Here is a 24875-nt window from a genome sequence, read left to right as displayed (position 1 = left end):
GTATGGACAAAAAATACGCAATAGTTATTGGTATTATTTTAGTTGTATTTCTCATTTCATCAAGTTATGCACTTTTAACTAATGGTAATGCAAATTCTACTAAAAATACTAATGATGTTACAAAAGACAGTAATATTTCTGTAGATAAATCTGTTAGTGTAGACAATAGTAGTATGGATAATTCTGCTGGTGTAAGTAAATCTATTGCTTTAAAATCTGAAATAAATGGTGTAGTTCCTAACTTTAAGGTTGTCAGTGAAAATCCTCCTGCAGATAGAATATACCGTGAAAATGGTAAATTGTTCTTCGAAGGATATGATGCAAATGGAAATAAATTTGTTTCAGAAATGCCTGATTTACCTAATGAACATTATGCTGATGATGGTGATTCTGTAGTTTCAGATAATTCCGGAGATAATTTCAATCCAGATGACGATCCTGTCATGAAAAATAAAAAAGTATATTCACAAATGAATTTAACTCCAGAGACTATGGTCTATATTTAGGTTAGATTATTCTAACCCCTCTTCTTTTTTTTAGTAAAGTTAATAATATATAAAATATTAAAATTTTACTATGTTTGATTTAAATGTTAATGGAAGCAGTTTTGATAACAATTTAATGTTGGCGAAACAGGCATCCATTTATGACTGGAAGCACATTAATTTTTCATATACTCAAAATGAATATGATGATGCCTTATCTTTTAAAAAGGATTTAGAAGATAACTTAGAAGATGTTATTGGTATTGATTATACATTGCTCATTAAATCAAACAATCCTTCAGAAATCAGAAAGATTGTCCGCAAATACAGAAAGAAGTCTTCATGCATTTCTGTTTTGGGAGGTGACTTGAAGGTCAATCGTGCATCTTTGGAAAATATTCAGATTGATGTACTTTCAAAACCTTATCTTAAAAGATATGACTCTGGATTAAATCATGTTTTGGCAAAAGAGGCAAAGGATAATAATGTTGCCGTTGAAATTGTCTTCAGTGATGTCTTGAAGTCCTATCTCACACACAGATCAAAGGTACTTGCTAATTTTAGAGACATCTATAAATTGCATAGAAAATATGATTTTCCTCTGATTTTATCCTCCGGTGCAGAATTCGTTTTTGATTTAAGAACGGTTAAGGATTTTCAGGCTGTTTTTACCCAGTCAGGTTTAAGCCAATTGGAAGTTAAAAATTCATTTAAGGCTTCAGAAAACATTTTGAAATTCAATAATGATAGGAAAAACATGATTCTCTCAGGCGTAAAGGTGGTGGATTAGATGAAACTTAAAGTTCTTCCAAAATCTCAAAGAAAACATAATCATTATCTTGTTTTGGATATCAAATCCGAAGAGGAACTGACAAAAAATGATTTCACTTCAATCGTATGGGATGCATGTGTCCGTTTTCAGGGTGAAAACAATACGTCCAATTTCAATTTATGGACTATTGAACTGATTGATAAGGATAATATTTCATTTTTCAATGAATATAAAGCTATTTTAAGATGTCAAAGGGACTTTGAAGATGAAGTCCGTTCCAGCCTGGCATTGGTTAATAATTACAATAGAAATAAAATTTCAATAACATGCATTGGCATTTCAGGCACAATAAAAGGCTGTTCCAAATTCATTTAATAACTTTTTGTTATTTAAAAATAGAAAACTTTATAAATATATTAAATATATAAATAACAATTGGATTTATGGAAAAAAGAAAAAAATATTTTAATTATTTTCATGATTAAAATTAAAAGTACCTTTTCATGGAGATTTGGTTTTAATTTTGTATTTTTTAGTAGTTGAATTTAAAAATTATATTTATAAAATTATTTATTAAATGTGAGGTAATAATATGCAACCTTTACAAAATGCTGGATATGATAGGGCTATTACTGTATTTAGTCCAGATGGAAGACTTTTCCAAGTTGAATACGCAAGAGAAGCTGTTAAAAGAGGTACCACATCAATAGGTGTTAAATGTCCTGATGGTATTGTTTTAGCAGTAGACAAAAGAACTACTTCTACTTTAGTAGAATCATCATCTATTGAAAAATTATTCAAAATAGATGAACACATAGGTGCAGCCACTTCAGGTCTTGTTGCTGATGCAAGAGCATTGGTTGAAAGGGCAAGAGTGGAAGCTCAAATCAATAAAATAACCTATAGTGAACCTATTAGAGTAGACAGCCTAGCTAAAAAATTATGTGACATGTTACAGTTATATACCCAAAACGGTGGAGTAAGACCATTCGGTTCCGCTTTAATTATTGGTGGAGTATATAATGACAAATGCAAACTGTTCGAAACAGATCCTAGTGGAGCATTAATTGAATACAAGGCAACCGCTATTGGTTCAGGAAGATCCGCTGCAATGGATATTTTCGAAGAGCAATATAAAGATGATTTATCCATCGATGAAGCTATTGCATTAGCAGTAACTGCTATTAATGACGCTACCGAACATGATACTACTTCAGACAATGTTGAAATAGCTGTCATTAAAAAAGACGATGGTGAATATGTAAAACTTTCAAAAGATGAAGTAACTTCATACATTGATGACGTTCTCGGTAAAAAAGAAACCGAAGAAGAAGATGTAGAAGGCGAAGAATCTGAAGAATAAATGTTTTTCGATTAATTTTAGTTGAGGGATGTTTCAATGGTAAATGTAGATGAAGCAATAATAGCTAAATATGAATATAGTGGTGAACATTTCGAAATATTGGTTGACCCTGATTTGGCAGCTGAATTTAGAAATCCTGATGGACAGGACGTTGCCATTGAAGATCTTTTAGCTGTTGAAGAAATTTTTAAAGACTCCAAAAAAGGAGATAAAGCTTCTGAAGAAGCGATGAATAAAATATTTGAAACTACAGATCCTATTGAAGTTTCTAAAATAATCCTTGAAAAAGGAACCGTTCAACTGACTGCAGACCAAAAAAGACAGATGCAGGCAGAAAAAAGAAAACTGGTTATTAATAAAATAGCTAAGGAAGCTATTAATCCGCAAAACGGCCTTCCGCATCCTGTTCAAAGAATTGAAAATGCATGTGATGAGGCAAAAGTTAAATTCGATCCTTTCACTTCTGTAGACCAGCAGGTTCAAACAGCTCTTAAAGCCATTAAACCGCTTATTCCAATTAGATTTGAAAAAGTTAAGGTGGCTGTTCGTTTACCTGGTTCTGCAGCAGGTGGTGCTTATTCTGTTATTCACGGTTTTGGTGAAATTTTAAATGAAGAATGGCAACAGGACGGTTCATGGATTGGTATTGTAGAAATGCCTGGAGGCCTTCAGGATTCTTTTGCTGCTAAAATGGCTGAGATTTCAAGTGGTGAAGCAGAGACGAAAACTATTAAATAATTTATATTCATGTTCATAGAGTGGGATTTTTATGATATATGTGGAAGATAAAAATTTAGTAATTCCTGGTCAAATATTGGCAGATGACGATTATTATCCAGGAAGAGGAACTTTTAAAGAAAACGGCAAAGTCTGTTCTTCTTTAATTGGTTTAGTTTCTCTAAGAAATAAGAAAATTCGTGTAATCCCTCTCAAAAGCAAATATGTTCCTAAAAAGGGAGATGTTGTAATCGGTAAGATTAATGATGTCAGATTCTCAATGTGGGATGTAGACATCAATTCTCCATATTCCGGAATTTTACCTGCTTTTGAGGTATTTGGTAGGGATAAAAAAGAACTTAATAAAGTATACGATGTAGGTGACGTACTCTTTTTAAGAGTAATTGATGTAGATGAAGTTAAAAAAGCCAAACTTGGTTTGAAAGGCCGTGGATTGGGTAAATTTAAAGGAGGAATCATTGTAGATATCTCTCCAACAAAAGTTCCTAGATTAATCGGTAAAAAAGGTTCCATGATCAACATGATTAAAAATAAAACCAATTGTAAAATTGTCGTTGGTCAAAACGGACTTGTTTGGGTTAAAGGAAATGAAGACATGGAACAGCTTACCCGTGAAATTATCCATACTATTGAAGCTGAAGCTCATACTTCCGGTTTAACCAATAAAATCAAAAACAAATTATGCCTAGCTATTGACGGCGAATTGCCTGTTGAAGAAACAGAAGAAGAATTTGTATTGGAAAAACCTAAACTTCAAAACTTCAAAGAAGAATTAGAGCAAGAAGAAAGAGAAAAAGCTGAAGCTGAAAAAGAAATGCAGGCTGAATCTGAAGTTGAAGAGGAAGCTGACACTGAAGATGACAGTGAAATTGAAACTGAAGAGGAAGCTGACGCTGAAGAAGAAGTTGAAGCTGAAGCTAGTGAAGAAAAAGATACTGAGGATAAACCTAATTTTTATGATGTTATCGAAGAATTGAAAAAGAAAAGTCAAAGTAGAAAAGATAAGAATTTATCCTACAGTGATAAGTCAAATAATAATTCATTTATATTAAATAATCGATAATTTCTGTTTATGAGGTTGATAAGATGTCTGAAATGATTAGAGAGGATGGTAGGAAGTATAACGAATTACGTCCTATTAAAATTGAAGCAGGCGTTCTTGAACGTGCTGACGGTTCCGCTTATCTTGAAGTAGGTGGAAATAAAATTTTAGTTGCTGTTTATGGGCCTAGAGAATCATATATTAGAAGGTTACTTGAACCTAATACTGGTGTAATTAGATGCAGATATAATATGGCTCCATTTTCAGTGGATGACAGAAAAAGGCCAGGTCCTGACAGAAGATCATCTGAAATTTCAAAAATTACTGCAGATGCATTAAGACCTGCGTTAATGTTGGAAAATTACCCACGTTCAATGGTTGATATTTATATTGAAGTAATTGAAGCAGAAGGCGGAACCCGTTGTGCTGGAATTACAGCAGCTTCCGTTGCTCTTGTCGATGCAGGAGTTCCTATGAAAGATATTGTTGTAGGATGTGCTGCAGGTAAAGTCAATGATGAAGTTGTTCTAGATTTATCTGAAGTTGAAGATAAGGAAGGACAGGCTGACGTTCCTATAGCTATCATGCCAAGAACTGGTGAAATTACTTTACTTCAAAGTGATGGAGATTTAACTGAGGAAGAATTCCAAAAAGCTATTGATTTAGCTATGGAAGGATGTATGAAAGTTAGTGAGCTTCAAAAAGAAGCATTAATGAAAAAATACTCTACAGAATAGGTGTTTAAAATGGATATAGTACCGGAAATTACAAGAGAAAGTATTACAAGCCTTATCAGCAATGATAAAAGGGAAGATGGTAGGGCACTTGATGAATATAGGGATATTTCTATTGAAACTGATGTTATTTCTAAAGCTGAAGGTTCTGCAAGAGTAAAAATAGGTGGAACTCAAGTTATCGTAGGTATCAAACCTCAACTTGGTAGTCCATTCCCAGACACTCCTGATCTTGGTGTATTAATGACCAATTGTGAAATGTTGCCGATGGCTGATCCTACCTTTGAACCTGGACCACCTGGTGACGATTCCATTGAACTTGCACGTGTTGTCGATAGAGGAATACGTGAAAGTGAATTGGTCGATTTGGATAAGCTCTGTGTTGAAGAAGGTAAACACGTCTGGATGTTGTTTATTGATTTACACATAATCGACAACTGCGGAAACCTTTTCGACGCTGCGGAATTGGCTGTTATGGCTGCACTTAAAAGCACTAAATTGCCTACTGCAAGTGTTGTAGATGATGAAGTTGTAATCGATAAGGAAAATACCTTCGATTTACCAATCAATAATGAAGTAGCTATGTGTACTTTCGTTAAAATTGGTGATAAAATGGTTTTAGACCCTACATTATCCGAACAACGTGTTGCTAAAGCTCGTTTAAATGTTGGTGTTACCAAAGAAGGCAGAATTTGTGCTATGCAAAAAGGCGGTCAGCAACCGTTAACTAAAGAAGACATATTTTCCGCTGTCAATACAGCAATTTCAAAAACAAAAGAATTAGTCGAATATCTTTAAGTCCTCCGGATGATTAAGATTTCTAAATTCTTTTTTTAATATTTTTTCATTATCTATTAAAACAAATTTCGTATCTATTTTTTCTATTACTCCTTTAATGTGCAGGGAGTCTTTTGAAATCAGATCTTTTATTATTGGAACAATATTTTTATTGTATATTGAATGTAGCGGTTCTGATGTTTTTAGCTTGTTTTCGCTGTCATGGTATGGTACAACTGCCTGTATATCTTCTGTAATTTCACTGAAAAGAGTTTGAATGGTGTTTTTTGTAACAAATGGGTTGTCACATGGAAATACTATTGCATAATCTGTAGAAATGTTTTCAAGGCCGGTTAAAATACCTGATATCGGACCTTTATTTTTAATCTTATCTTCTACAAATCTCATCTCATAGTTATAATCCTGAGGATCAATAAACTCCCCATATTTATCAATCCTCTCAGCATCATTTAAAACGATTATAACTTCATCCATTTCATTATTTAATGTGGAAAGTATGTATTTAATCATGGGTTTATCTTTAATAATTAAAGACCCTTTGTCTCGCCCCATCCTTCTGCTCTGCCCTCCACATAAAATAATGCAAGATTTCATTTTTTCATTCCTTTACGTATGCGTCTGCATTTTCATCAAACGGATTTGTACGAACTATTAATGCAATCATGTATGGGTAGTGTTTGTTAAGGTATCTTAAGTAGTAAATCCATTCGTGAATTAGCTTATTGTAAATTCTTTCCATATCTCCATTGAGGTGATTGAAATCGATATCGCTGACTTTGCTTAAATCAGGTCTGTGTTCGAGTTCCTCATCCAAATGAAGAATTGCAGTCAATAATCCTGAAAATTCTTCTTTTTCAAGTAAATTCGGATTATTCAATAAATTAATTATAAATTCTCTTTTATTAATCAATAAATCTCTAATATTTGTTAAATATTCTTCTCTATCTTCCGGTGAAACATCCGCTTTAAATGGGATATTTTTGTTTTTGATTTCTTTCAATTTGTTTTTATAGTCGTTATCATCCCAGTTTTTGATGGATTCGAGATAATTGGTATCCGCTTTATGTGCATTGACAGAACTTAACTGGCCGATTAAATCGTTTCCAATTTCGGAAAAGAATGTGGACATAATCATATCAAGTTTTTCCATCATTGCTTCTTTTTCTTTTTTGCTTATTATTTCATCAAGTACAAATGCCACGATGAGTATATCTACCGGAATGAAACCTAAATGTGTCCAGATATAAGAGACGACATGTTCGGGATCTTTTAAAATCAGTATATTTGATCCGTAAATAACGATTATTGCAATAATCATTATTATTGAAAATTTTATTTTCCACCTGTTATGGCTTTCCATTTTATAATCTCCAAAGTATTTATCTTTTTTTAGCAGATATTATCGCTATCGGGTTTTCACTCATCATCATAATCCCACGGTCAAGAACTCTTCCTTTAGAGATGTTCACTTCCATGATTCCAGGATTATAATTCAAATCTTTCAATTTGTTTACCGCTTCCACTTTAGTGTCAACAAGAATGGCGGTAACGATGATTCTTCCTTTTGGATTCAGTTTGGAGTCAATCAGCTCTAAAATGTTTTCCAATTGTTTGCCACTGCCCCCCACAATAGCAATATCAATATTTTCAACATCATTAAGTGCTTCAGCTCCGTCGCCACAGATTAATGTAACGTTATCTCCAAGTCCGAATTTGTCAAGATTTTTCTGAGTCATTTCAATAGCTTCAGGATTTATATCGATTGATGTCACGTGATTGGCTCTTTGAGCGAATTCACATGTAATGCCTCCAGTTCCACATCCCACATCCACTACATTGTCAGTGTCTTTAACATCTGATTTGTAGAGTATGATTGCTCTTATGGCTTCTTTTGTAGGGCCCGGAACATCGCATGATTTAATAAAATCCATATCTTCTAACATTTATTCCCACCTTTTAAATAAGTTATTTTCTATATTTAAGGAATCTAAGATTTTACCAACAACAAAATTTATCTGTTCGTCAACAGTGTCATGATTTGAATAAAATCCTGGCATTGCAGGTAAAATTATAGCTCCTTCTTGTGATAAGGTAAGCATATTTTTTATATGTGCAGTTCTAAGTGGAGTTTCTCTCGGAACGATAACAGTAGTTCTTCTTTCTTTTAAACTCACGTCTGCAACTCTTGTAATGGTATTGTCGCCATATCCGTTGGCTATTGATGATAATGTCTTCATGGAACATGGTACAATGGCCAAACTTTCAAATTTAAATGAACCGCTGTTAACTGATGCGGTTAAATCATCAAACTCATAATAATTGTCTGCCAATTTAATAATGTCTTCTATTTCCCAGTCGGTTTCAGTTTTTATCACGGTTTTAGCAGTATCACTAATAATTAAGCTGGTTTCTATTTTCAGTTCATTCAATGCTTCAAGAAGTCTTATTCCATATATTACTCCGCTGGCTCCTGTAATTGCAACAACTATCATTCTATCACTTAAAATAGTTTAATCTGATCATAATGTATTCCATGGAATTTTTCCCTGTCTATTTCAGGTAAATCCAGGTAATGATTTAATTTTAACTTGTCAAATCTTTCCTTTTCCTCGATTGGGACATAAACACTGATGTCCGGAATATTGAATCTTGCTTTGCTTAGTGCTCCTATGATATTGGAAATTTCAGTCAACGGATATAATTTTTCATCAACGCTGACCTGCGTTTTCATCTCATCGAAACGAGGATATTCGGCAATATTTATAAAGACATAGTTTCTGTCCATATTATAATCTTCAGCTATTTCCTCTTCAGCTTTTCTAAGGGTTTTCTGTTCGATTTTATATAATTTTTCAGGAGTTTTAAAGTTATCCAGCCTTATGGTTTTCACCCTTTTCGGGATAATTCTATTGTCCAGTCTGTTAATCATGTCTCTAACTATTTCATCGTCACTTTGTCTGAATAATGAAATGATGTCTGAATCATCATATTTGTACATGTCATGTGCATCGATTTTCCCTGAATCGATTTCCCTTTTTAAGGCTCTTCTAAACATTGAATTAACAATTCTTGTGGTGTGGTGCTGATAAACACTAGGATACATAAAGTATCTTGATACTAAAGCTCCTTCGGCAGCCTGAACACCTTTTATGTCAAGCACCAATCCGTCATCAAGTCTTAAATTAGATATGATTCTTTCATAATCGATTACTCCATAGGCCACACCGGTATTATGTGAATCTCTTAAAAGATAGTCCATCCGGTCAACATCCAATTCTCCGGATATTATCGGACCCAAATGTCCGTTACCGTTAATGATTTCGACAATTTCTTTAGTGTCAAATTTTTCATCAAGTAAATCATGCATTGATGTTTTTTCAATCACGTATTTTGTAAGCTCTTCATGGGGAAATGAAAGTACTGCTTCAGATACATGGGAAAATGGGCCATGGCCAACATCGTGGAGAAGCCCGGACATTCTGACCAGTTCAATTTCATCTTCGGATAAGTCTAACTCAGTGCCCAGTTTTGATGCCAGATTCATTGTTCCGATGCAGTGTTCAAATCTGCTGTGGTTTGCTCCGGGATATATTAAATTAATTAATCCTAACTGTTTGATTCTTCTAATGCGCTGGAACTGTGGCATATCCATTACTTCAACTTCAAATTCAGATAATCTAATATCTCCATACACACTATCTCTTATGAATTTTCTCTTTTTTTCCATACTGATCACCCTATTATCTCATTCCAGGTATTATCAGCCACTTCTATAATGTCATCGGTTATGTTTTTTAGTGTTGTCGTGTTTTGTGTTGTATTCTGGACTTTTGGAACGATTACTTCCACATTTTTAATATCATGCGGTTCAAATCCGTCATCTTCAATTGCAGTAAGTTTTGTAGTGTTGGTATTGTCTATATCAGCTACACTGGCAAATACACTACTAAAAACAAATGCCATCACTGCAATTATTAGAAATATCACTAAATATACTTGGGTTGATTGTTTCATAATAACACGATTAATTAATTTTAATTTATATGTTATTTACTATGGTTAAAGTGTTATTTAATCTTTTATAATTTAATTAAATTGCTCTGGTGATGTGATAGGTTTAAAAAAATAAGATAATACAGTTTAATACTGCACTACAACACCGCATATGTCATTAGAATCTACCCAAGTCGAAATTCCTTTTGTTTCATATAAAACTCCGTCTCTGTATTCTGATTCCACATTGGTATTGTCACTCGTTAAATAGATTTTGCCTCCCTTAATCTGGGATACTCTTTTGATGATGACGCCATATTCTGATGAGTTGGCCACCACTATATTTCCTGCTTTGATGTTTTTGGTTTTTTCAACGATAACCGTCTGTCCGTCACTTAATGTAGGATACATCGATTTTCCCTGAACGTGGTATAAAACAGGAATCTTATTTTCACCTAATGATGAATCGACCTTAACCTTGACGTTATCCAGACCATGTGCAAGACAAATTCTTAAAATTCCCTGCTTTAAACTTTTAGCGTCTGCGGTAGTATTATTCATTGCGCTGAATGTATACTCACAAATTTCCTTGTTCAGTTCATCAGTATTAACGCCGGCAAACGGGGATATTCTTGCTTGTGAAGTGACGTTTTCACCATCTATATAAACAGTAATGGATTCTCCGGCAAACAGGAAATATCCTCCCATAATAAGTAAAATAATTAATGCAATACCTATAGCTAAAGTACCCTTGCTAGCCATTCAAATCACCCTTCATCCATGATATTCAAATCCATATTAAGCAATGCCTTCATAGTTTCTATATCAATCTGTCCAGGAGCGGTAGCATCTCTTCCTGCAGCAAAGGTAATTGGTGAATTAAATTTGGAAGCCATTACTCTTGTATAACTGCCCAAATCACTCATTGAAATGGCGATTGTGTTTTCGCAGTGGGAAAGAATGGCCAATACCTTTAACGTATCATCCAAATCCTTTGGCATAAATGCAACTTTGGCAATATCTCCAAGTTCCTGTTCCTTTTCAACGATATAGGTTATTTCATCAATTTCCGGTGTTTTTTCAAAGTCATGGTAAGAGACAATGGTCTTAACACCGGTATCATGAATCATATTGATATATTCATCATCGCTTTGAAGTTCAATGTCAACGTATTCAACTAAATCAGCACATTTATATAGAATATCAATCCTTTCCTCTTCTGATCCTTTAAAAGAACCTCCTTCTGTCGATATTCTATTGGTTGCAATCATGGGAAAATTAATTTCCTCAATAGTATGCTTTATTTCATTAAAATCAGGATTTTTAAGTGCATCAATTCTAAATTCCAAAATATCTGCACCCTTGTCTATACAGTCATTTGCAACTTCTATTACTTCATCAATTTTACTTTGAAAAATTGGAATAGCTATTTTAGTTTGTGAATACATTAATAAATATTTTTGAATATTGTTATAATTAATTTTTTCTAAAAACTTTTGGTTATGACTTAATATTTAAATAAATTAACTAACATAATATATTACAGATAAAATTTTGATTTTATTAATTTTTTTAATTAAATAATTAAAGGTGTTATTTTGAAAGTTACAGCTATAGGTGCCGACATTTCTAAAAATGATGTGTCCTGTAGTAATACATTAGTGGAAAATATAGAGAAAAATCTTTATAGACTTATTGAGTTAGGGGCTAGTCATGCAGCTTTAACCAATGTCACCGGTGATGATGTTGTTGTCACGGCATTTGTTGAAGATGATTTGCTTGAAACTGTTAACGGAGGAATAGTTGATATTTTAAAGGACTGTGCTGAAAACTTGGGAGATTTGTCCGGAATATCAGATGATGAATCTGAAGCCGGAGAAGGAATTTCCTATGCAGAGGCCAAGTTCCGTCCGGGATATTATCCTGATGCAATTATTTTAGGTTTTGACACTTATGGTGGAGAACCATTTGTTGCCGATGTTGCAAATTCTGCCATCAAGGCGGCAAGAGGCATGGACAATTTAACTGATGTGTCAGATTTAATTGAGGCAAAGACAAGAAAAATTCCCGGTATAGGATATGTTTCTTCTGAAACAGATGATCCTGTTGTTGTTGCAACGGTTGAAAATATAGAATCCGTTGGTGTTATAGCAAGCGCGATGATTGGAGCTGCCCTGGGTAATAAGAATACTTATTTGGTTGAAAGAGGAACAACCTGTAATGTATTGCCTGGTAGTGTGATTTTTTCCGCTACGGCATTAATGAACGGTAATGTAATAGATTTAGCTATTCCATTTCAAAATAAAACTAGAATTTTACGTTAATTAAGGGATGTTATATTATGATTTTATTAGATAAAAATACAAAATGTTTAGTTCAAGGAATCACTGGAAAGCAAGGTTCTTTTCATACAGAACAAATGTTAAAATATGATACCTGCATTGAAGCTGGCGTAACTCCTGGAAAAGGAGGTCAGGACTTCATGGGTGTACCGATTTTCAATTCCATCGAAGAAGCTGTTGAACAAACTGATATCAACTCTTCAATCATCTTTGTTCCTGCAAAATTTGCAAAAGATGCTGCTTTTGAATCAATCAGACACTTGGATTTGGTCGTAATCATATCAGAACATATTCCTGTTCATGACAGTTTGGATATTATGGCTTATGCAAAACAGATGGGAACTACTGTTATCGGCCCTAATACTCCTGGAATCATTTCTCCTGGCGTCGGTAAATTAGGAATCATGCCTACACATATCTTTGATGAAGGAAATGTAGGTTTAATTTCAAGAAGCGGTACATTAACCTATGAAATTGCAAGTGAACTTACCCGTGCAGGAATCGGACAAAGTACCTGTGTCGGTATTGGTGGAGACCCTGTTGTAGGTACCAATTACATTGATATCTTAAAAAGATTCGAAGCTGATGATGATACCGAAGCTGTTGTTTTAATCGGAGAAATCGGTGGTAATGCAGAAGAAAAGGCTGCTGAATACATTAAAAATGAAATGACAAAACCTGTCGTATCATATATTGCAGGAAGAACCGCACCTCCAGGAAAAAGAATGGGTCACGCAGGAGCTATCATTCAAGGAAATAGCGGTACTGTAGAAAGTAAAACCAAAGCTTTAAACGGTGCTGGTGTGGAAGTAGCAAAAATGCCATCTGAAATTGTTGATTTACTTAAAAAGGAAATATAACATGACTCATCAAGAAATTATTGATAAATTACTTAATGGTGAAATAAAACTCTACCAGGTAGACAAGGAAGTTTCAGCCAAAGAGGCCACAGACATTAGACGTGAATTTTTAGAACAGAAATATTCCATTAATCTGGACAATATTTCTAATTATACTCTTGATATGGAAAGGGCTTCAGCCAGAAACATCGAAAACTCAATAGGAGTTTTGCAGCTGCCTATGGGAATTGCAGGACCTTTGAAAATAAACGGTGATAACTGCAAACGTGAGGTTTACATTCCTCTTGCAACTTCCGAAGGAGCACTTGTGGCTTCAATTAACAGGGGAGCATCTACAATTACTGCTTCAGGTGGTGTTAATGCTCACGTTCTATCAGATATCATGACACGTGCGCCAGTTATCAAAACCGAAAATGCTACACAGTCCATGGAAATCAAACAATGGTTTATTGATAATTTCGCTGAATTAAAAGAAATCGCTGAAAGCACAACATCTCACGGCAAGCTTCTTAAAATAGACCCTATTCTTATTGCCGGATCATATGTTTACCCACGTTTCGTCTACTCTACAGGGGACAGTATGGGTATGAATATGGTAACAATAGCTACAGAAAAGATTTTGGATAAATTGGCAAGCGAAACCGCCGCACGCCACATTGCACTAAGCGGTAATGTCTGTGTTGACAAAAAACCTGCAGCAATCAATATGGTTGAAGGAAGAGGAAAAAGTGTTGTTGCAGATATTTTAATTCCTGAAGATATTGTTAATAAGAAGTTAAAAACCACAGCAGAAGCAATGGAGGAAGTCAACATTGCTAAAAATCTGATAGGCTCTGCCGTTGGTGGAAGCATGGCTTATAATGCCCATTACGCTAATATGGTTGCAGCTATCTTTTTGGCTACAGGTCAGGATGCAGCTCACGTTGTTGAAGGGTCATTGGGTATTACAACTGCTGAAGCCCGTGATGGAGATTTATACTTCTCAGTTAACCTGCCGGATTTACCTGTTGCTACCGTTGGCGGTGGAACCAGTCTTGAGGTAGCTAATGAAGGATTGAATATTTTAGGTGTTGCAGGTTCCGGAAAAGCCCGTGAATTTGCAGAAATTGTTGCAAGTACTGTTCTTGCAGGAGAATTATCATTAGTTGGTGCTTTAGCTGCCGGACACTTGGCAAGAGCACATCAAGAATTAGGCCGAGGTTGAAAAGATGGAAGACATTGACAATTTACTTTTACCTGAAATTAACTTGGAAACTGACGATATTATAATGAATATTGCAGTTAAAAAAGATTATTCTGAAATTGAAGATATTGACAAAAGAAAAGAAGAATTTATCAAGGATTTAAAAGCTTTCATTGAAGAATTTTCTCAAACAGAAGAATCTAAAGAATTCATGAAGTATTATGATTAGTCTTTTGAATTGATTATTTTTAATACTTCACTGACATCCACTTTTGTTTCATAACATCCTGTTTTTTTAAGTAGAACACCTTGTGGGCAAAAATCAGATAGCAACATCATTATCTGATTTAAATCCTCATGGCATGCAACGCCAACCACTGCCTTGAACTTATTTTCCATAACTATTTTTTTAACAAAGCTTGATCCTGGTACGATATAAAGTTTATACCCTTTAGGTTCAGCTTTCTTTTTAATGACTCCAATGGAGCATAATCCGCAGCAGGTACAGTTAACGCCGTCCTTTTGAAGTGTGGCCGGACAGTCCCTATGTCTTAAGCAATGTGGTAAAAATATTAATGTTTCCTTGGCGGGAATCTGTTGGAATTTCTTTTTATTGATGTCATTTCTTATTTCTATACTCATATTGTCAATCAGATAATCATCAAGCTTTAAAAGCTTGGCAATTGATTTAAACGGTGAGTAAAGAGTGTCAATTATAAATAAAAGTGCTTTTGGAAATATTATTATTCCCCTTTTTAAAAACATTCTTCCGAAAAGAAGTGCTATAATAAATAATATTATAATTAGAATAATGATGAATACGAGCAGCTGGCCTAAAAAAGTATAAATAAAGTCAAAGTTAAACATGTTAGAACCTTTCAATAGTGTAATTTTCATGATTTCTATTTAGTTTTACGCCAGTTGATGTTTTAACGATAGATAATCCTGACAGTGAGTCGCATGAACATAATACGTCCTGTTCGGGGTGTGTTCCGGGAATGATATTGCAGTTCAACTTAACCTTTTCACCTACAGACAATACCTGTGCCAATCTCTTGACGGATGGATGGTCCTTATTCAGGATAACTATCGGTGAGTCCTCTTCACGGGTTAAATAGGCTTGTGATCTTATTGCACGTTTGTCTTTTTTAAAGTTAGATACTGCTATGATGTCGTCCTTTTCAAGGAACTGAACAATTTCTTCATTGTCCTGCGTAGCTATAAAGAGCATTTTATTGTCATGTGCTACTTTTACAACACCGACAATTCCGCTTTCCCCTTCCAAAAACAATATTTCATCATAATTAAAATCAATATCCATTTTATCCCAAAAAATAAAAAAAGAAGAATAAATAATTATTTATTCTTTTAATTCAACGTTGTCGCTTTGGCAAGATGGACAAACAACTTTCTTACCAAGGCCTTTGAATTCATTTCCACAGTCTAAACATCTATATCTTTTTGTTTTTAATTTATTCAAATCAATGTCGGCCATCGGCCCACCGCTAGAACACATTTAAAATCACCTTTATAATATTATATATTAATTATATAATTAAATTTTTCTTTTGTTTTCTTTGCATCAAATCAAGTTTTTTGATTTTTTCAAAAATTCTATTTTCTTTAGTAATGCTGTACAAGAGACGATAAAAGAACAGTGACTGATTTAAAAGATTGTCCTTTTCATATTCCATTGCCAGTTTTTCCAGGTTTTCAGTTATGAATGAATCAACTTCTAGTTTAATGTGCTTGTAATGCATTAATTCCTCACATTTTTCATTATCTAAAGAAATATTGTATGATTTTTCAAGCTGTTTTATTCTCTCCTGAGTAAATGGGTCATTTTCATATTTTAAGCTGTACCTGTAACATGAAACAGCCAGTTCAATATTGTTTTCCTCATAATAGTAAAATCCCAGATTCCTGTAAATCTGTGCAAGTTCATATCCTGAATATGCATATCTGAGAGCATCCATTGTATAAAAGTAGAATTTGTTGAATGTGGGAGCTTTCATTTTATAAATGTCACATAATTCCAATATGATTTTTGCTGATACAGGATTTATTCTGAGGGCCTCTTTTAAAGCTATTTCCGCTTCCTCCAAACGTGCGGCATTTCTTAATAAAAATCCATAAGCATAATATAAATCTTCCAACGGCTGGTTGTCCGGTATATATCTAATTTCCTTCTCACATCCTATAAACTCATTGAATATCAGTTCCTCTAAAGGGTTGGAAAAGCTATGGTACTCATTGATTTCATCATTTTCATAGAGTTGGGGCTGTGATTTTATGAATGTATCAAGTTTTTCAAGTGCAGTTTCATAGTCATTGTTCTGTATATAAAATTCCGCTTCAATCAATGTTTCCTTAATGGGGTTTTCCTCATTAACGATTCTTTCGAATTCTTCCTGCTCTTCGGGAGTTAAACATTCCCAAATCATTCTGGAGATTTCTTTGATTATTTCCGTTGAATCCTCATGGGTTTTATATATTTCAATTTGGGAAATTAAATATCTGCGGTTCAGCTCATTGTTTGACCCGAGGTTTCTTTTTATATCTTCAATGACTTTTTGATACATATAATATTATATATGTACTTCATCTTTTAAAATTTAACATATTTTTAAATATAATTTATATTTTGAATTGAGCTTTAATTATAAGTTATTTAGTTTATAATTGGTTATTTTTTCTTTTTTAATCATTTAACAATGCAAGTGAGTACTTACATTCGAAAATCTTTATATATGGTCTTTTTCAAATAGTATAACTAAGTAGATGTATTAAAAAACTAATACCTTTACTTTAAATTTATTAAAGTGATACTATGAATAAAATAATTTTAAGTTTATTATTAATTTCAATAGCTTTTATTGGAATAGGTGCTGCTGCAGCATCTGATGTCGATAACTTCGGTTCCGATAGACCTGAGTTTGGTGTTAATGAAAATGTTGTTTCAGATTTAGAAGGTCCTAGTATTATTCAGGCTCCTAGTATTATTAGTTCAGATTTAGAAGGTCCTAGTATTATTCAGACTCCTAGTATTATTAGTTCTGATAGACCTGAAATGAATCGTCCTTGGATGTATGAATCTTACCCTGCAGTGGACTTAGGAGGTACTCCTATTTGTATTTATCTGGAATCTTCAATTTGTGGAGGTTTGGGCCCAGATTTTGGTCCACATTTTCCTGGTGTTAATTTCGACATACATGATCACCCAGTTAATCCTATTGGTCCAAAAGGTCCAATTTTACAATAAATCAAGTTTCTCCCATAATTTATATAAGTGCTTTTTTAAGCACTTATTCTTTTTTATCTAATTTTTCAATAATCTTTAATTATTGGTTATTTATATTATAATTGGTTATTTTTTATTTTTTTATCATTTAATGATGTATGCAAGTGCCTACATTCGAAAACATTTATATATGGTCTTTTTCAAATAGTATAACTAAGTAGAAGTATTAAAAAATAATACATTTACTTTAAATTTAATTGAAGGGATACTATGAATAAAATAATATTATGTTTATTGTTAATTGCAATAGCATTTGTTGGGGTCTATGCTGTTGCGGCATCTGATGTAGATGTGATTGTTCCGAATATAGAAGATCATTCATCTGAAGATATTCCTACAGTTGTTTTTCCGGGAGATGAGAGACCTGTTGTTGAGCCTACTTCTCCAGAGGGAATGGAACTTATACCTCTCAGCATTCTTGAGGGTTTTTTCAGATAACGGATTAGCAATATAATTAAATCAAGTTTCTCCCATAATTAATATAAGTGCTTTTTTAAGCACTTATTCTTTTTTATCTAATTTTTTTTAAATTTCATTAATTTTTCAAGATAAGGCAATATTTTTATATTATCACAAATCAATATTATTAATGTATAATGGTTATACAATATTATGAAATTAATTTTAAAGGTGAAAATATATGGCAAATCAACCAATATTTATTCTTCCTGAAGGAACCGAAAGATATTCTAAAAGAGATGCTTTAAGAATGAATATTACTGCTGCTAAAGTATTGGCAGGTATTGTAAGAACTACTCTCGGTCCTAAAGGAATGGACAAAATGCTTGTTAGTGGTATGGGTGATATCACTATTACAAATGACGGTGCAACTATCATGAGAGAAATGGATATTGCACAGCCTGCAGCACGTATGCTTGTAGAAACCGCTAAAAAACAAGAAGATATTGTTGGAGACGGTACTACTTCTGTTGTTGTTATTGCAGGTGAATTATTAGCTAAAGCTGAAGAATTATTAGAAGGCGGTATTGCAACTTCTGTTGTTGTTAAAGGATACAGAAATGCAACTAAAAAAGCTGTTGAAATATTAAATGATATAGCTATCGATGCTGATGATAAAGAAACTCTTAAAAGTGTTGCTGTAACTGCAATGAGTGGTAAAGGATCAGATTATGCAAAAGAACATTTAGCAGAATTAGTTGTTGATGCTGCTTTAAGAATTGAAGAAGACGGCGTATCCGATATTGACAATATTAATATTCAAAGAGTTTCCGGAGATTCAGTGGAAGATTCATTTTTAGCTGAAGGTATTGTTATTGATAAAACTCCTTTATCCAAAAACATGCCTGAAAGTGTTGAAGATGCAAAAATTGCAATCATGAAATATCCTATTGAATTGAAAGATATCAATACCAGTACTAAAATTGATATTACTTCTCCTGATCAGTTTGCTGCATTTTTAGACAATGAAGAAGAAATGATTAAAGATTTAGTTAACCAGATTGTTGATTCCGGTGCTAATGTATTGTTCTGTCAAAAAGGTATTGATGATTTGGCTGAACACTATCTTAAAAAAGCAGGAATCATGGCATTTAAAAGAGTTAAAAAATCAGATATGGAAAGAATTGAAAAAGCTACCGGTGCTAAATTGGTCACCGATATTGAAGACTTATCTGAAGATAAATTAGGTCACGCAGGTAAAGTTTATCTTGAAAAACTCTTTGATCACAAATTAACTTTCATTGAAGAATGTGAAAATCCAAAAGCATCCTCAATTGTTTTAAGAGGAAGTACCCGTTATGTAACCGAACAAATCGCAAGAGCTTTAGATGATGCTTTAGGTGTAGTTGCCGCTACCATTGAAGAAGGTAAAGTTCTTATTGGTGGAGGAGCTTGTGAAATTGATTTGGTAAAACAGTTAAGAGATTATGGTGAATCTGTAAGTGGAAGAGAACAATTAGCTATTTTAAAATATGCTGAAGCTTTAGAAGTCATTCCAAAAACCTTAATTGAAAATGCAGGTTTAGATACCATTAACTTAATTGCTGACTTAAAGGCTGCTCACGAAGACTCAAATGCTATCGGTATTAACGTATTCTCCGGTAAAGTTGTTGACATGAAAGAAGACGGTGTTATTGAACCTTTAAGAGTAAAAGTTCAGGCTCTTCAATCTGCCGGTGAAGCTGCTGAAATGATATTGCGTATTGATGACATGATTGCAGCTAGAAATGCACTCAACTCAACCGGTCCTGATGAGTCCGGAAATGATGCTAGCGGTATGCCTCCAATGCCTCCAGGTGGTATGGGCGGAATGGGCGGTATGCCTCCAATGATGTAAACTTGATTTACATCATTTATTTTTCTATTTTTTTTATTAAAATTTATAATTTTAATAAGTTTTTTGTAAATATTTGTTATTTTTGATTTTAATATTAGGTTATACATTGAATTTAATATAAGAAGCATTATACTAATTTTTTTGATTTTGATTTAAGGTTTTAACCTAGTTAATAAATCCATATCCTTTAAGCTTTTTATTAGCTAATCTACACATATTTTTACTTCTTAGGTTATTTTTACAGTTTTTTAGTATTAATTTTTAAAATTCGTCCCGTTTAAAGCCATAAAAATAATAAATAACTTTATATAAGATATTCTTAATATATTATAAACATAATGGAAAATAGGATTTTTCCATAGTTGTAAAATACGTTACAGGAGGTTAAGTATTTTGAAAAAACAAATATTCTTGACATTAATGATATTGATTGCATTTTTGTCGATCGGTGTTATTTCTGCAAGTGAAATAAATATAGATGATAACTATACCGCTCAAGTTTCAGACGGTGTTTTGTTAGCTGTTGATAATGGGGGTGTAGAGTCAGATTCTTCAAATATCTTATCAATTAACAACGTTGATACAAACGTGGATGATACTATAGGTGCGGGCAATGAATCAACGAAAAAAGCTGTTAAAATAGATGCACCAGATATTAATTTATATTATAAGAACGGAACAAAATTTATAGCTACTTTAAGTGATATTGATGGAAATAAGTTAGCTAATCAGACTTTATTAATTTCAATTTCTGGGATAAATTATACCAGAACCACTAACAGTGATGGTCAGGCTTCAATTGCCATTAATTTAAATCCTGGAGAATATAATTTTGATGTTTATTATAATGGTAATGATAATTACTTAGATACTAAAACAACCGCTAAATGTGAGGTTTATTCTACAATTTCTGGAGATAATCTTGTAAAATATTTCAGAAACTCAACACAATACTATGCTACATTTTTAGATGGTGACGGTTCTCTATTAACTAATGCTACAGTCATATTCAATATTAACGGTGTATTTTATGACCGTAAGACTAATCAAAATGGTACTGCTAAATTGAATATTAACTTAGAACCTAAACAATATATATTAACTGCTATACATCCTGTTACCGGATATATGTATAGTAATAATATTACTGTATTATCTACCATTTCAGGTGAGGATTTAACTAAAGTATATAAGGATAGTCATCAGTATTATGCTACATTTTTAGATGGTGATGGTTCTCCATTAACTAATACAAGTGTTAAATTTAATATTCATGGTGTATTATATACTCGTACTACTAATTCTAATGGTACTGCTAAATTGAATATTAACTTAGAAGGTGGGGACTATATTATAACAGCATATCACCCTAATGGTGAAATGCATGCTAATAACATTAAGGTATTAAGTTCAGCTAAGACTAATATACTCACTAATAATTATACTTACTTTGTAGATGATAAACAAACTATTAATGTTACATTAATGAATGAGTTAGGTTATGGTGTAGCTAATCAGAATATAGATATGGATTTATTCGGCAGAACAAGTACTCTAACTACTAATGATGATGGTGTTGCTAGTATAGATGTTATTTTACCAGCAGGTTATTATGACCCTGTTTTCACATATGCTGGTTCTGGTCCATATAAGTCATCTACAGCAAAGGGTTCTATTATTATAATGGAAGGTATTCCTATATCCTTTAATACAAGTAGCAGTATTATATATTATAATAATAAGGAAACATTTGATGTTACTGTATTTACTGATGATGGTGTTGTTATTCCAAATGAACCTATCTATTTCACTGTAAATGGTATTGTTTATAAAAGAACCACTAATGCTAATGGTACTGCAAAATTAAATATTAATCTAGAACCTGGTGTTTACCCAATCTCATATAGGTTTAACAGTACCAATTATCAAGACTTGACTGAAGAATTAGATCTTTTAGTAATTGATGGTAATAAATCTGTACTGATTGGTGAAAATACAACAGTTGGTTATGGTGATGGTGAAAAATTCTATGTTACATTAAATGTCGGTAATGTTGGATTGCCATATAGGATAATTACACTTAACATCAATGGTGTAAATTATACCAGAACAACTGATGAGTTCGGTGATGCGTCAATTGCAATTAATCTTAATGTCGGAACTTATCTCATAAAATATTACTATGCAGGTGAAGACAGAATTGAAGCATGTCAGGGTGAAGCATATGTCACTGTAAAAGAAAAAATTCCAACTTCATTAAAATGGATGTCTGCTTCTAAATTCATTGCTGATACAGATATTAATCTTAAAGTTGCATTGTATGACGAAAAGAACAATCCATTAGCTGATCAAATTGTTGTCTTCAAAATCAATTCTAGACAATATGCCAGAATTACTGATTCACAGGGTATAGCTACATTAACTGTACAATTGAATGCCGGCACATATTTCATAGAATATTCATTTGACGGTGATGAGGATTACTACTCAAGTGAAACTGCAACTCAAATTTCCGTTTCCAAATCACGTACTTCTAACGGATTCGGTTACTGGTCATTTGGTAGAGATATGGAAAGCATTGATTTAGCTCAATTTGCATCATTAGGTACTACTGATATTTTATTAAACTTCTATGCATTTACAGTACATGGTGAATCTAAAGTTCTATCATGGATTGAAAAAGCAAACTCCTATGGAATTAATGTCCATATCTGGATGCAGGTATTCTATTCAGACGGATCATGGGTCAATCCTGTCTCTGGCGGATCAGTTAATCAAGCATACTTCAATCAAGTTATTAACGAAGCAAAATACTATGCTGGCTTAAAAGGCGTGGCTGGTGTTCACTTCGATTACTTAAGATATCCTGGTACTGCTTATAAAACCAGTGGAGGTACAGCTGCAATCACTGAATTTGTAAGGCAGGCTACTACCGCATGCCGTGAAGTAAACCCTAACATTATAATGTCAGCTGCTGTAATGCCTGAAACCACTAATGATATCTATTATTATGGTCAGGACATTCCTGCTATTACCAAATATCTTGATGTAATTATTCCAATGCAATATAAAGGAAATTACGGTACTGGAACAAGCTGGCTGGCTTCAACTACAAAATGGTTTGTACAGAACTCCAACGGTGCTGAAGTTTGGTCAGGTTTACAGTCATATGTATCAGATGACAATCCTACAAAATTAACATACACTGAACTCTTTGCAGATTCACAAACAGTTATTGATAATGGTGCTAGCGGTGTCATAATGTTTAGATACGGTTTATCCGTATTCCTGGACTTCAATGATTTGGTGGATCCTTCATATGGTGATGTAATTGATATTAATGATGTTATAATTGCAGCATCTGATTTAAAATATTATATTGAAGAAAATTATATGTTGCCTTACAAAGTCGGTGTAGGTCTTGACAGTTACACACTTCCTCAGTTCCTATACCTGATGAGTGAAGCATTAATGATATTGAACGGTGATGTTAAAGAAGACATTGTTTCAATAATTGTGACTGACCCTGCGGATAATGCCGGTCATGTTATTCACAGCGAATTGGATAAAGCTGCATATATGGATGTCTGTAGACGTGTAAATGAATATTGTTACTCAAATAATCAGGCACCAACTAACATGACAGCTTTAATTGGTGATATTAAGTATGAAACAATGGTCTACATGTTTGCCCGTGCTTTGGATTTCTATTCATCCAATTCTGCACTTCCTGCAATGGTATTGGTAAATAATTTCTTGGATGAACCGACTTTAACGGTTAACATGCTTCCAAGTTATTCAACACAGGAATACAGGTACATTAACTATACTACAACCTGGTTGAACTACTGTCCAAATTGCGAATATTATGGAACTTTACTTATCAATCCAAAAGGAACTTATGAAGGTGAATTGACTTGTTATCACTGTGATAGTGATTACTGTGGTGTTACCGGTCATGAAAAGATTATAGGTTCCGATTCTGTATTAACAAGACTTTCAGAATCTGTTCCTACAGACCCTGGTGATTCAGGAGATGAAGTTTCCATTGGAAGTATTGTTGACGGTGCAGCTTATCTGGCGGATTATTATGCTGAATATGATGAATTCCCAGAATATATTGTTGTGGAAGAGGGTAAATACACTATCCAGCAGTTCCTGTACTTGATGACTAGGGCTACTGTACAGATTGATGCTTCTAACTTCAAGCCAGTTACTCTCGTGGATATTACCGGACCTGAAAATCCAACCGGTGATGCTGTCGACGGTGACTTAACAAAAACCCAATATCTTGATGTTGCAAATAGGGTTGCTAACTTTATTAGTAATAATAACCTTATTCCAAATTATGCTTCATCTGATTTAGGTAGAATTGCATATGCTACATTAGTGGACACATTCTCACGTGTATTGAACTATTATGCTGATCATGGGGCATTACCTGCTTCCGTTCATGTTAAATATGTTTCCCCTTCATCAAAATCCGTATCTGATTTAGCTAAATCATTGGTTGCTGGATTGACTTCGACTAGGGATAAAGCTACTGCTTTATTCAACTATGTAAGGGATTACATTGAATATGAATTCTATTATGATACTCAAAAAGGTGCTGAAGGTACATTAATCTCCGGTTCAGGTAACTGTTGTGACCAGGCTCAACTGCTTGTTGCAATGGCAAGGGCTGTTGATTTAACTGCCAGATTTGCAACAGGATACTGTTATTTCACCTTAAGCGGTTCATGGTATGGACACGTATGGGTACAGTTCCTGGTTGATGGAGTATGGGTTAATGCAGATCCAACCAGTGCAAGAAACTCCTTTGGAGTTATCGTCAATTGGGATACCTCTTCATACACTGACAGAGGAACATATGATATTTTACCTTATTAGGTCTGAAATCGTAAAATAATAATTAAAATCAGTTAATAATTAATTTTATTAACTTTTTTCCTATTTTTTTTAAAATAA

General features: G+C 33.5%; 28 protein-coding genes. 16 read left to right on the top strand and 12 right to left on the bottom strand.

Translation table 11 applies throughout. The features are described 5' to 3' along the window. Positions 1-2 precede the first annotated feature (2 nt). The 8 genes from ACKI44_RS03195 (at position 3) to rrp42 (ending at position 5932) form a co-directional block, all read left to right on the top strand. A complete protein-coding gene (locus ACKI44_RS03195; protein WP_407421467.1) occupies positions 3-506 on the top strand; it encodes a hypothetical protein in 504 nt (167 codons plus the stop codon). Between the two features lie 70 nt (positions 507-576). Beyond that, positions 577-1275 (top strand): ribonuclease P protein component 3, encoded by a 699-nt coding sequence (gene rnp3, locus ACKI44_RS03190; RefSeq protein ID WP_407421465.1) that lies wholly within the window; start codon positions 577-579, stop codon positions 1273-1275. Then, entirely contained in the window at positions 1276-1632 is a 357-nt protein-coding gene (locus ACKI44_RS03185) for an Rpp14/Pop5 family protein (protein ID WP_407421463.1), read from the top strand. A 217-nt stretch (positions 1633-1849) separates the two neighbouring features. Next, positions 1850-2620: an archaeal proteasome endopeptidase complex subunit alpha gene (psmA, locus tag ACKI44_RS03180; protein ID WP_407421461.1), complete on the top strand. Its 771-nt coding sequence runs from the start codon at positions 1850-1852 to the stop codon at positions 2618-2620. A gap of 36 nt (positions 2621-2656) precedes the next feature. Continuing rightward, the gene (locus tag ACKI44_RS03175) at positions 2657-3358 is read left to right on the top strand and encodes a ribosome assembly factor SBDS (protein ID WP_407421459.1); all 702 of its coding nucleotides are present in this window, start codon (positions 2657-2659) and stop codon (positions 3356-3358) included. A 31-nt stretch (positions 3359-3389) separates the two neighbouring features. After that, on the top strand, positions 3390-4421 hold the full coding sequence (gene rrp4 / locus ACKI44_RS03170) for an exosome complex RNA-binding protein Rrp4 (protein ID WP_407421457.1): 1032 nt from the start codon (positions 3390-3392) through the stop codon (positions 4419-4421). A 23-nt stretch (positions 4422-4444) separates the two neighbouring features. Next, the gene (rrp41, locus tag ACKI44_RS03165; RefSeq protein WP_292798944.1) at positions 4445-5137 is read left to right on the top strand and encodes an exosome complex exonuclease Rrp41; all 693 of its coding nucleotides are present in this window, start codon (positions 4445-4447) and stop codon (positions 5135-5137) included. Positions 5138-5146: 9 nt separating this feature from the next. Beyond that, positions 5147-5932, top strand: coding sequence for an exosome complex protein Rrp42 (gene rrp42, locus ACKI44_RS03160; protein ID WP_303736296.1), 786 nt, complete (start codon positions 5147-5149; stop codon positions 5930-5932). Here rrp42 and ACKI44_RS03155 read toward each other — a convergent pair. The 8 genes from ACKI44_RS03155 to aroD all read right to left on the bottom strand — a co-directional run bounded on the left by ACKI44_RS03155 (position 5915) and on the right by aroD (position 11373). Further along, positions 5915-6526, bottom strand: a complete 612-nt coding sequence (locus ACKI44_RS03155; RefSeq protein ID WP_407421455.1) for a molybdenum cofactor guanylyltransferase — start codon at positions 6524-6526, stop codon at positions 5915-5917. The genes rrp42 and ACKI44_RS03155 overlap by 18 nt on opposite strands. Before the next feature lie 4 nt (positions 6527-6530). Next, complete coding sequence (locus ACKI44_RS03150) at positions 6531-7292, bottom strand: hypothetical protein (protein WP_407421453.1); 762 nt, start codon at positions 7290-7292, stop codon at positions 6531-6533. Positions 7293-7311: 19 nt separating this feature from the next. Further along, positions 7312-7875 (bottom strand): precorrin-6Y C5,15-methyltransferase (decarboxylating) subunit CbiT, encoded by a 564-nt coding sequence (gene cbiT / locus ACKI44_RS03145; RefSeq protein ID WP_407421451.1) that lies wholly within the window; start codon positions 7873-7875, stop codon positions 7312-7314. Beyond that, on the bottom strand, positions 7876-8424 hold the full coding sequence (locus ACKI44_RS03140; protein ID WP_407421449.1) for a UbiX family flavin prenyltransferase: 549 nt from the start codon (positions 8422-8424) through the stop codon (positions 7876-7878). An 8-nt stretch (positions 8425-8432) separates the two neighbouring features. Then, positions 8433-9659, bottom strand: a complete 1227-nt coding sequence (locus ACKI44_RS03135; RefSeq protein ID WP_407421447.1) for an HD domain-containing protein — start codon at positions 9657-9659, stop codon at positions 8433-8435. A 5-nt stretch (positions 9660-9664) separates the two neighbouring features. Beyond that, positions 9665-9895, bottom strand: coding sequence for a hypothetical protein (locus tag ACKI44_RS03130; protein WP_407421445.1), 231 nt, complete (start codon positions 9893-9895; stop codon positions 9665-9667). Between the two features lie 177 nt (positions 9896-10072). Further along, a complete protein-coding gene (locus ACKI44_RS03125; protein WP_407421443.1) occupies positions 10073-10687 on the bottom strand; it encodes a S24/S26 family peptidase in 615 nt (204 codons plus the stop codon). Positions 10688-10692: 5 nt separating this feature from the next. Continuing rightward, positions 10693-11373 carry a type I 3-dehydroquinate dehydratase gene (gene aroD, locus ACKI44_RS03120; protein WP_407421441.1) on the bottom strand — a complete coding sequence of 227 codons (681 nt, stop codon included), beginning with the start codon at positions 11371-11373 and terminating at the stop codon, positions 10693-10695. Between the two features lie 150 nt (positions 11374-11523). Here aroD and ACKI44_RS03115 point away from each other — a divergent pair, with 150 nt between their 5' ends. Genes ACKI44_RS03115 through ACKI44_RS03100 form a run of 4 tightly spaced genes read left to right on the top strand, consistent with a single transcriptional unit; the run spans position 11524 to position 14539 of the window. Next, positions 11524-12249, top strand: coding sequence for a hypothetical protein (locus tag ACKI44_RS03115; RefSeq protein WP_407421439.1), 726 nt, complete (start codon positions 11524-11526; stop codon positions 12247-12249). Between the two features lie 17 nt (positions 12250-12266). Further along, the gene (gene sucD, locus ACKI44_RS03110; protein ID WP_407421437.1) at positions 12267-13127 is read left to right on the top strand and encodes a succinate--CoA ligase subunit alpha; all 861 of its coding nucleotides are present in this window, start codon (positions 12267-12269) and stop codon (positions 13125-13127) included. A gap of 1 nt (position 13128) precedes the next feature. Next, positions 13129-14331: a hydroxymethylglutaryl-CoA reductase (NADPH) gene (hmgA, locus tag ACKI44_RS03105; protein WP_407421435.1), complete on the top strand. Its 1203-nt coding sequence runs from the start codon at positions 13129-13131 to the stop codon at positions 14329-14331. Between the two features lie 4 nt (positions 14332-14335). Further along, on the top strand, positions 14336-14539 hold the full coding sequence (locus tag ACKI44_RS03100; RefSeq protein WP_407421433.1) for a hypothetical protein: 204 nt from the start codon (positions 14336-14338) through the stop codon (positions 14537-14539). On the opposite strand, the gene ACKI44_RS03095 is transcribed toward ACKI44_RS03100, so the two are convergent. The 4 genes from ACKI44_RS03095 to ACKI44_RS03080 are packed head-to-tail and all read right to left on the bottom strand — an operon-like array spanning position 14536 to position 16892. Then, positions 14536-15177 carry a DUF116 domain-containing protein gene (locus tag ACKI44_RS03095; RefSeq protein ID WP_407421431.1) on the bottom strand — a complete coding sequence of 214 codons (642 nt, stop codon included), beginning with the start codon at positions 15175-15177 and terminating at the stop codon, positions 14536-14538. The genes ACKI44_RS03100 and ACKI44_RS03095 overlap by 4 nt on opposite strands. A 1-nt stretch (position 15178) precedes the next feature. After that, positions 15179-15631 (bottom strand): hypothetical protein, encoded by a 453-nt coding sequence (locus ACKI44_RS03090; protein WP_407421429.1) that lies wholly within the window; start codon positions 15629-15631, stop codon positions 15179-15181. A gap of 39 nt (positions 15632-15670) precedes the next feature. Beyond that, positions 15671-15826: a hypothetical protein gene (locus ACKI44_RS03085; RefSeq protein WP_303736312.1), complete on the bottom strand. Its 156-nt coding sequence runs from the start codon at positions 15824-15826 to the stop codon at positions 15671-15673. 31 nt (positions 15827-15857) lie between these two features. Continuing rightward, on the bottom strand, positions 15858-16892 hold the full coding sequence (locus tag ACKI44_RS03080) for a hypothetical protein (RefSeq protein WP_407421427.1): 1035 nt from the start codon (positions 16890-16892) through the stop codon (positions 15858-15860). A gap of 248 nt (positions 16893-17140) precedes the next feature. On the opposite strand from ACKI44_RS03080, the gene ACKI44_RS03075 reads away from it, so the two are divergent. From ACKI44_RS03075 to ACKI44_RS03060, 4 genes are all read left to right on the top strand, one after another. After that, on the top strand, positions 17141-17572 hold the full coding sequence (locus ACKI44_RS03075) for a hypothetical protein (RefSeq protein WP_407421425.1): 432 nt from the start codon (positions 17141-17143) through the stop codon (positions 17570-17572). A gap of 249 nt (positions 17573-17821) precedes the next feature. Continuing rightward, positions 17822-18049 (top strand): hypothetical protein, encoded by a 228-nt coding sequence (locus ACKI44_RS03070; RefSeq protein WP_407421423.1) that lies wholly within the window; start codon positions 17822-17824, stop codon positions 18047-18049. A 202-nt stretch (positions 18050-18251) separates the two neighbouring features. After that, positions 18252-19907 (top strand): thermosome subunit alpha, encoded by a 1656-nt coding sequence (thsA, locus tag ACKI44_RS03065; protein WP_407421421.1) that lies wholly within the window; start codon positions 18252-18254, stop codon positions 19905-19907. Positions 19908-20300: 393 nt separating this feature from the next. Further along, positions 20301-24797, top strand: a complete 4497-nt coding sequence (locus ACKI44_RS03060) for a transglutaminase domain-containing protein (protein ID WP_407421419.1) — start codon at positions 20301-20303, stop codon at positions 24795-24797. The last annotated feature ends 78 nt before the right edge of the window (positions 24798-24875 follow it).

The organism is Methanobrevibacter sp. (assembly GCF_045646205.1).
In the GTDB taxonomy this organism is placed as follows: domain Archaea; phylum Methanobacteriota; class Methanobacteria; order Methanobacteriales; family Methanobacteriaceae; genus Methanocatella.
Note: the sequence above shows the minus strand (reverse complement) of the source record. Positions and strands in the feature narration are given on the sequence as shown.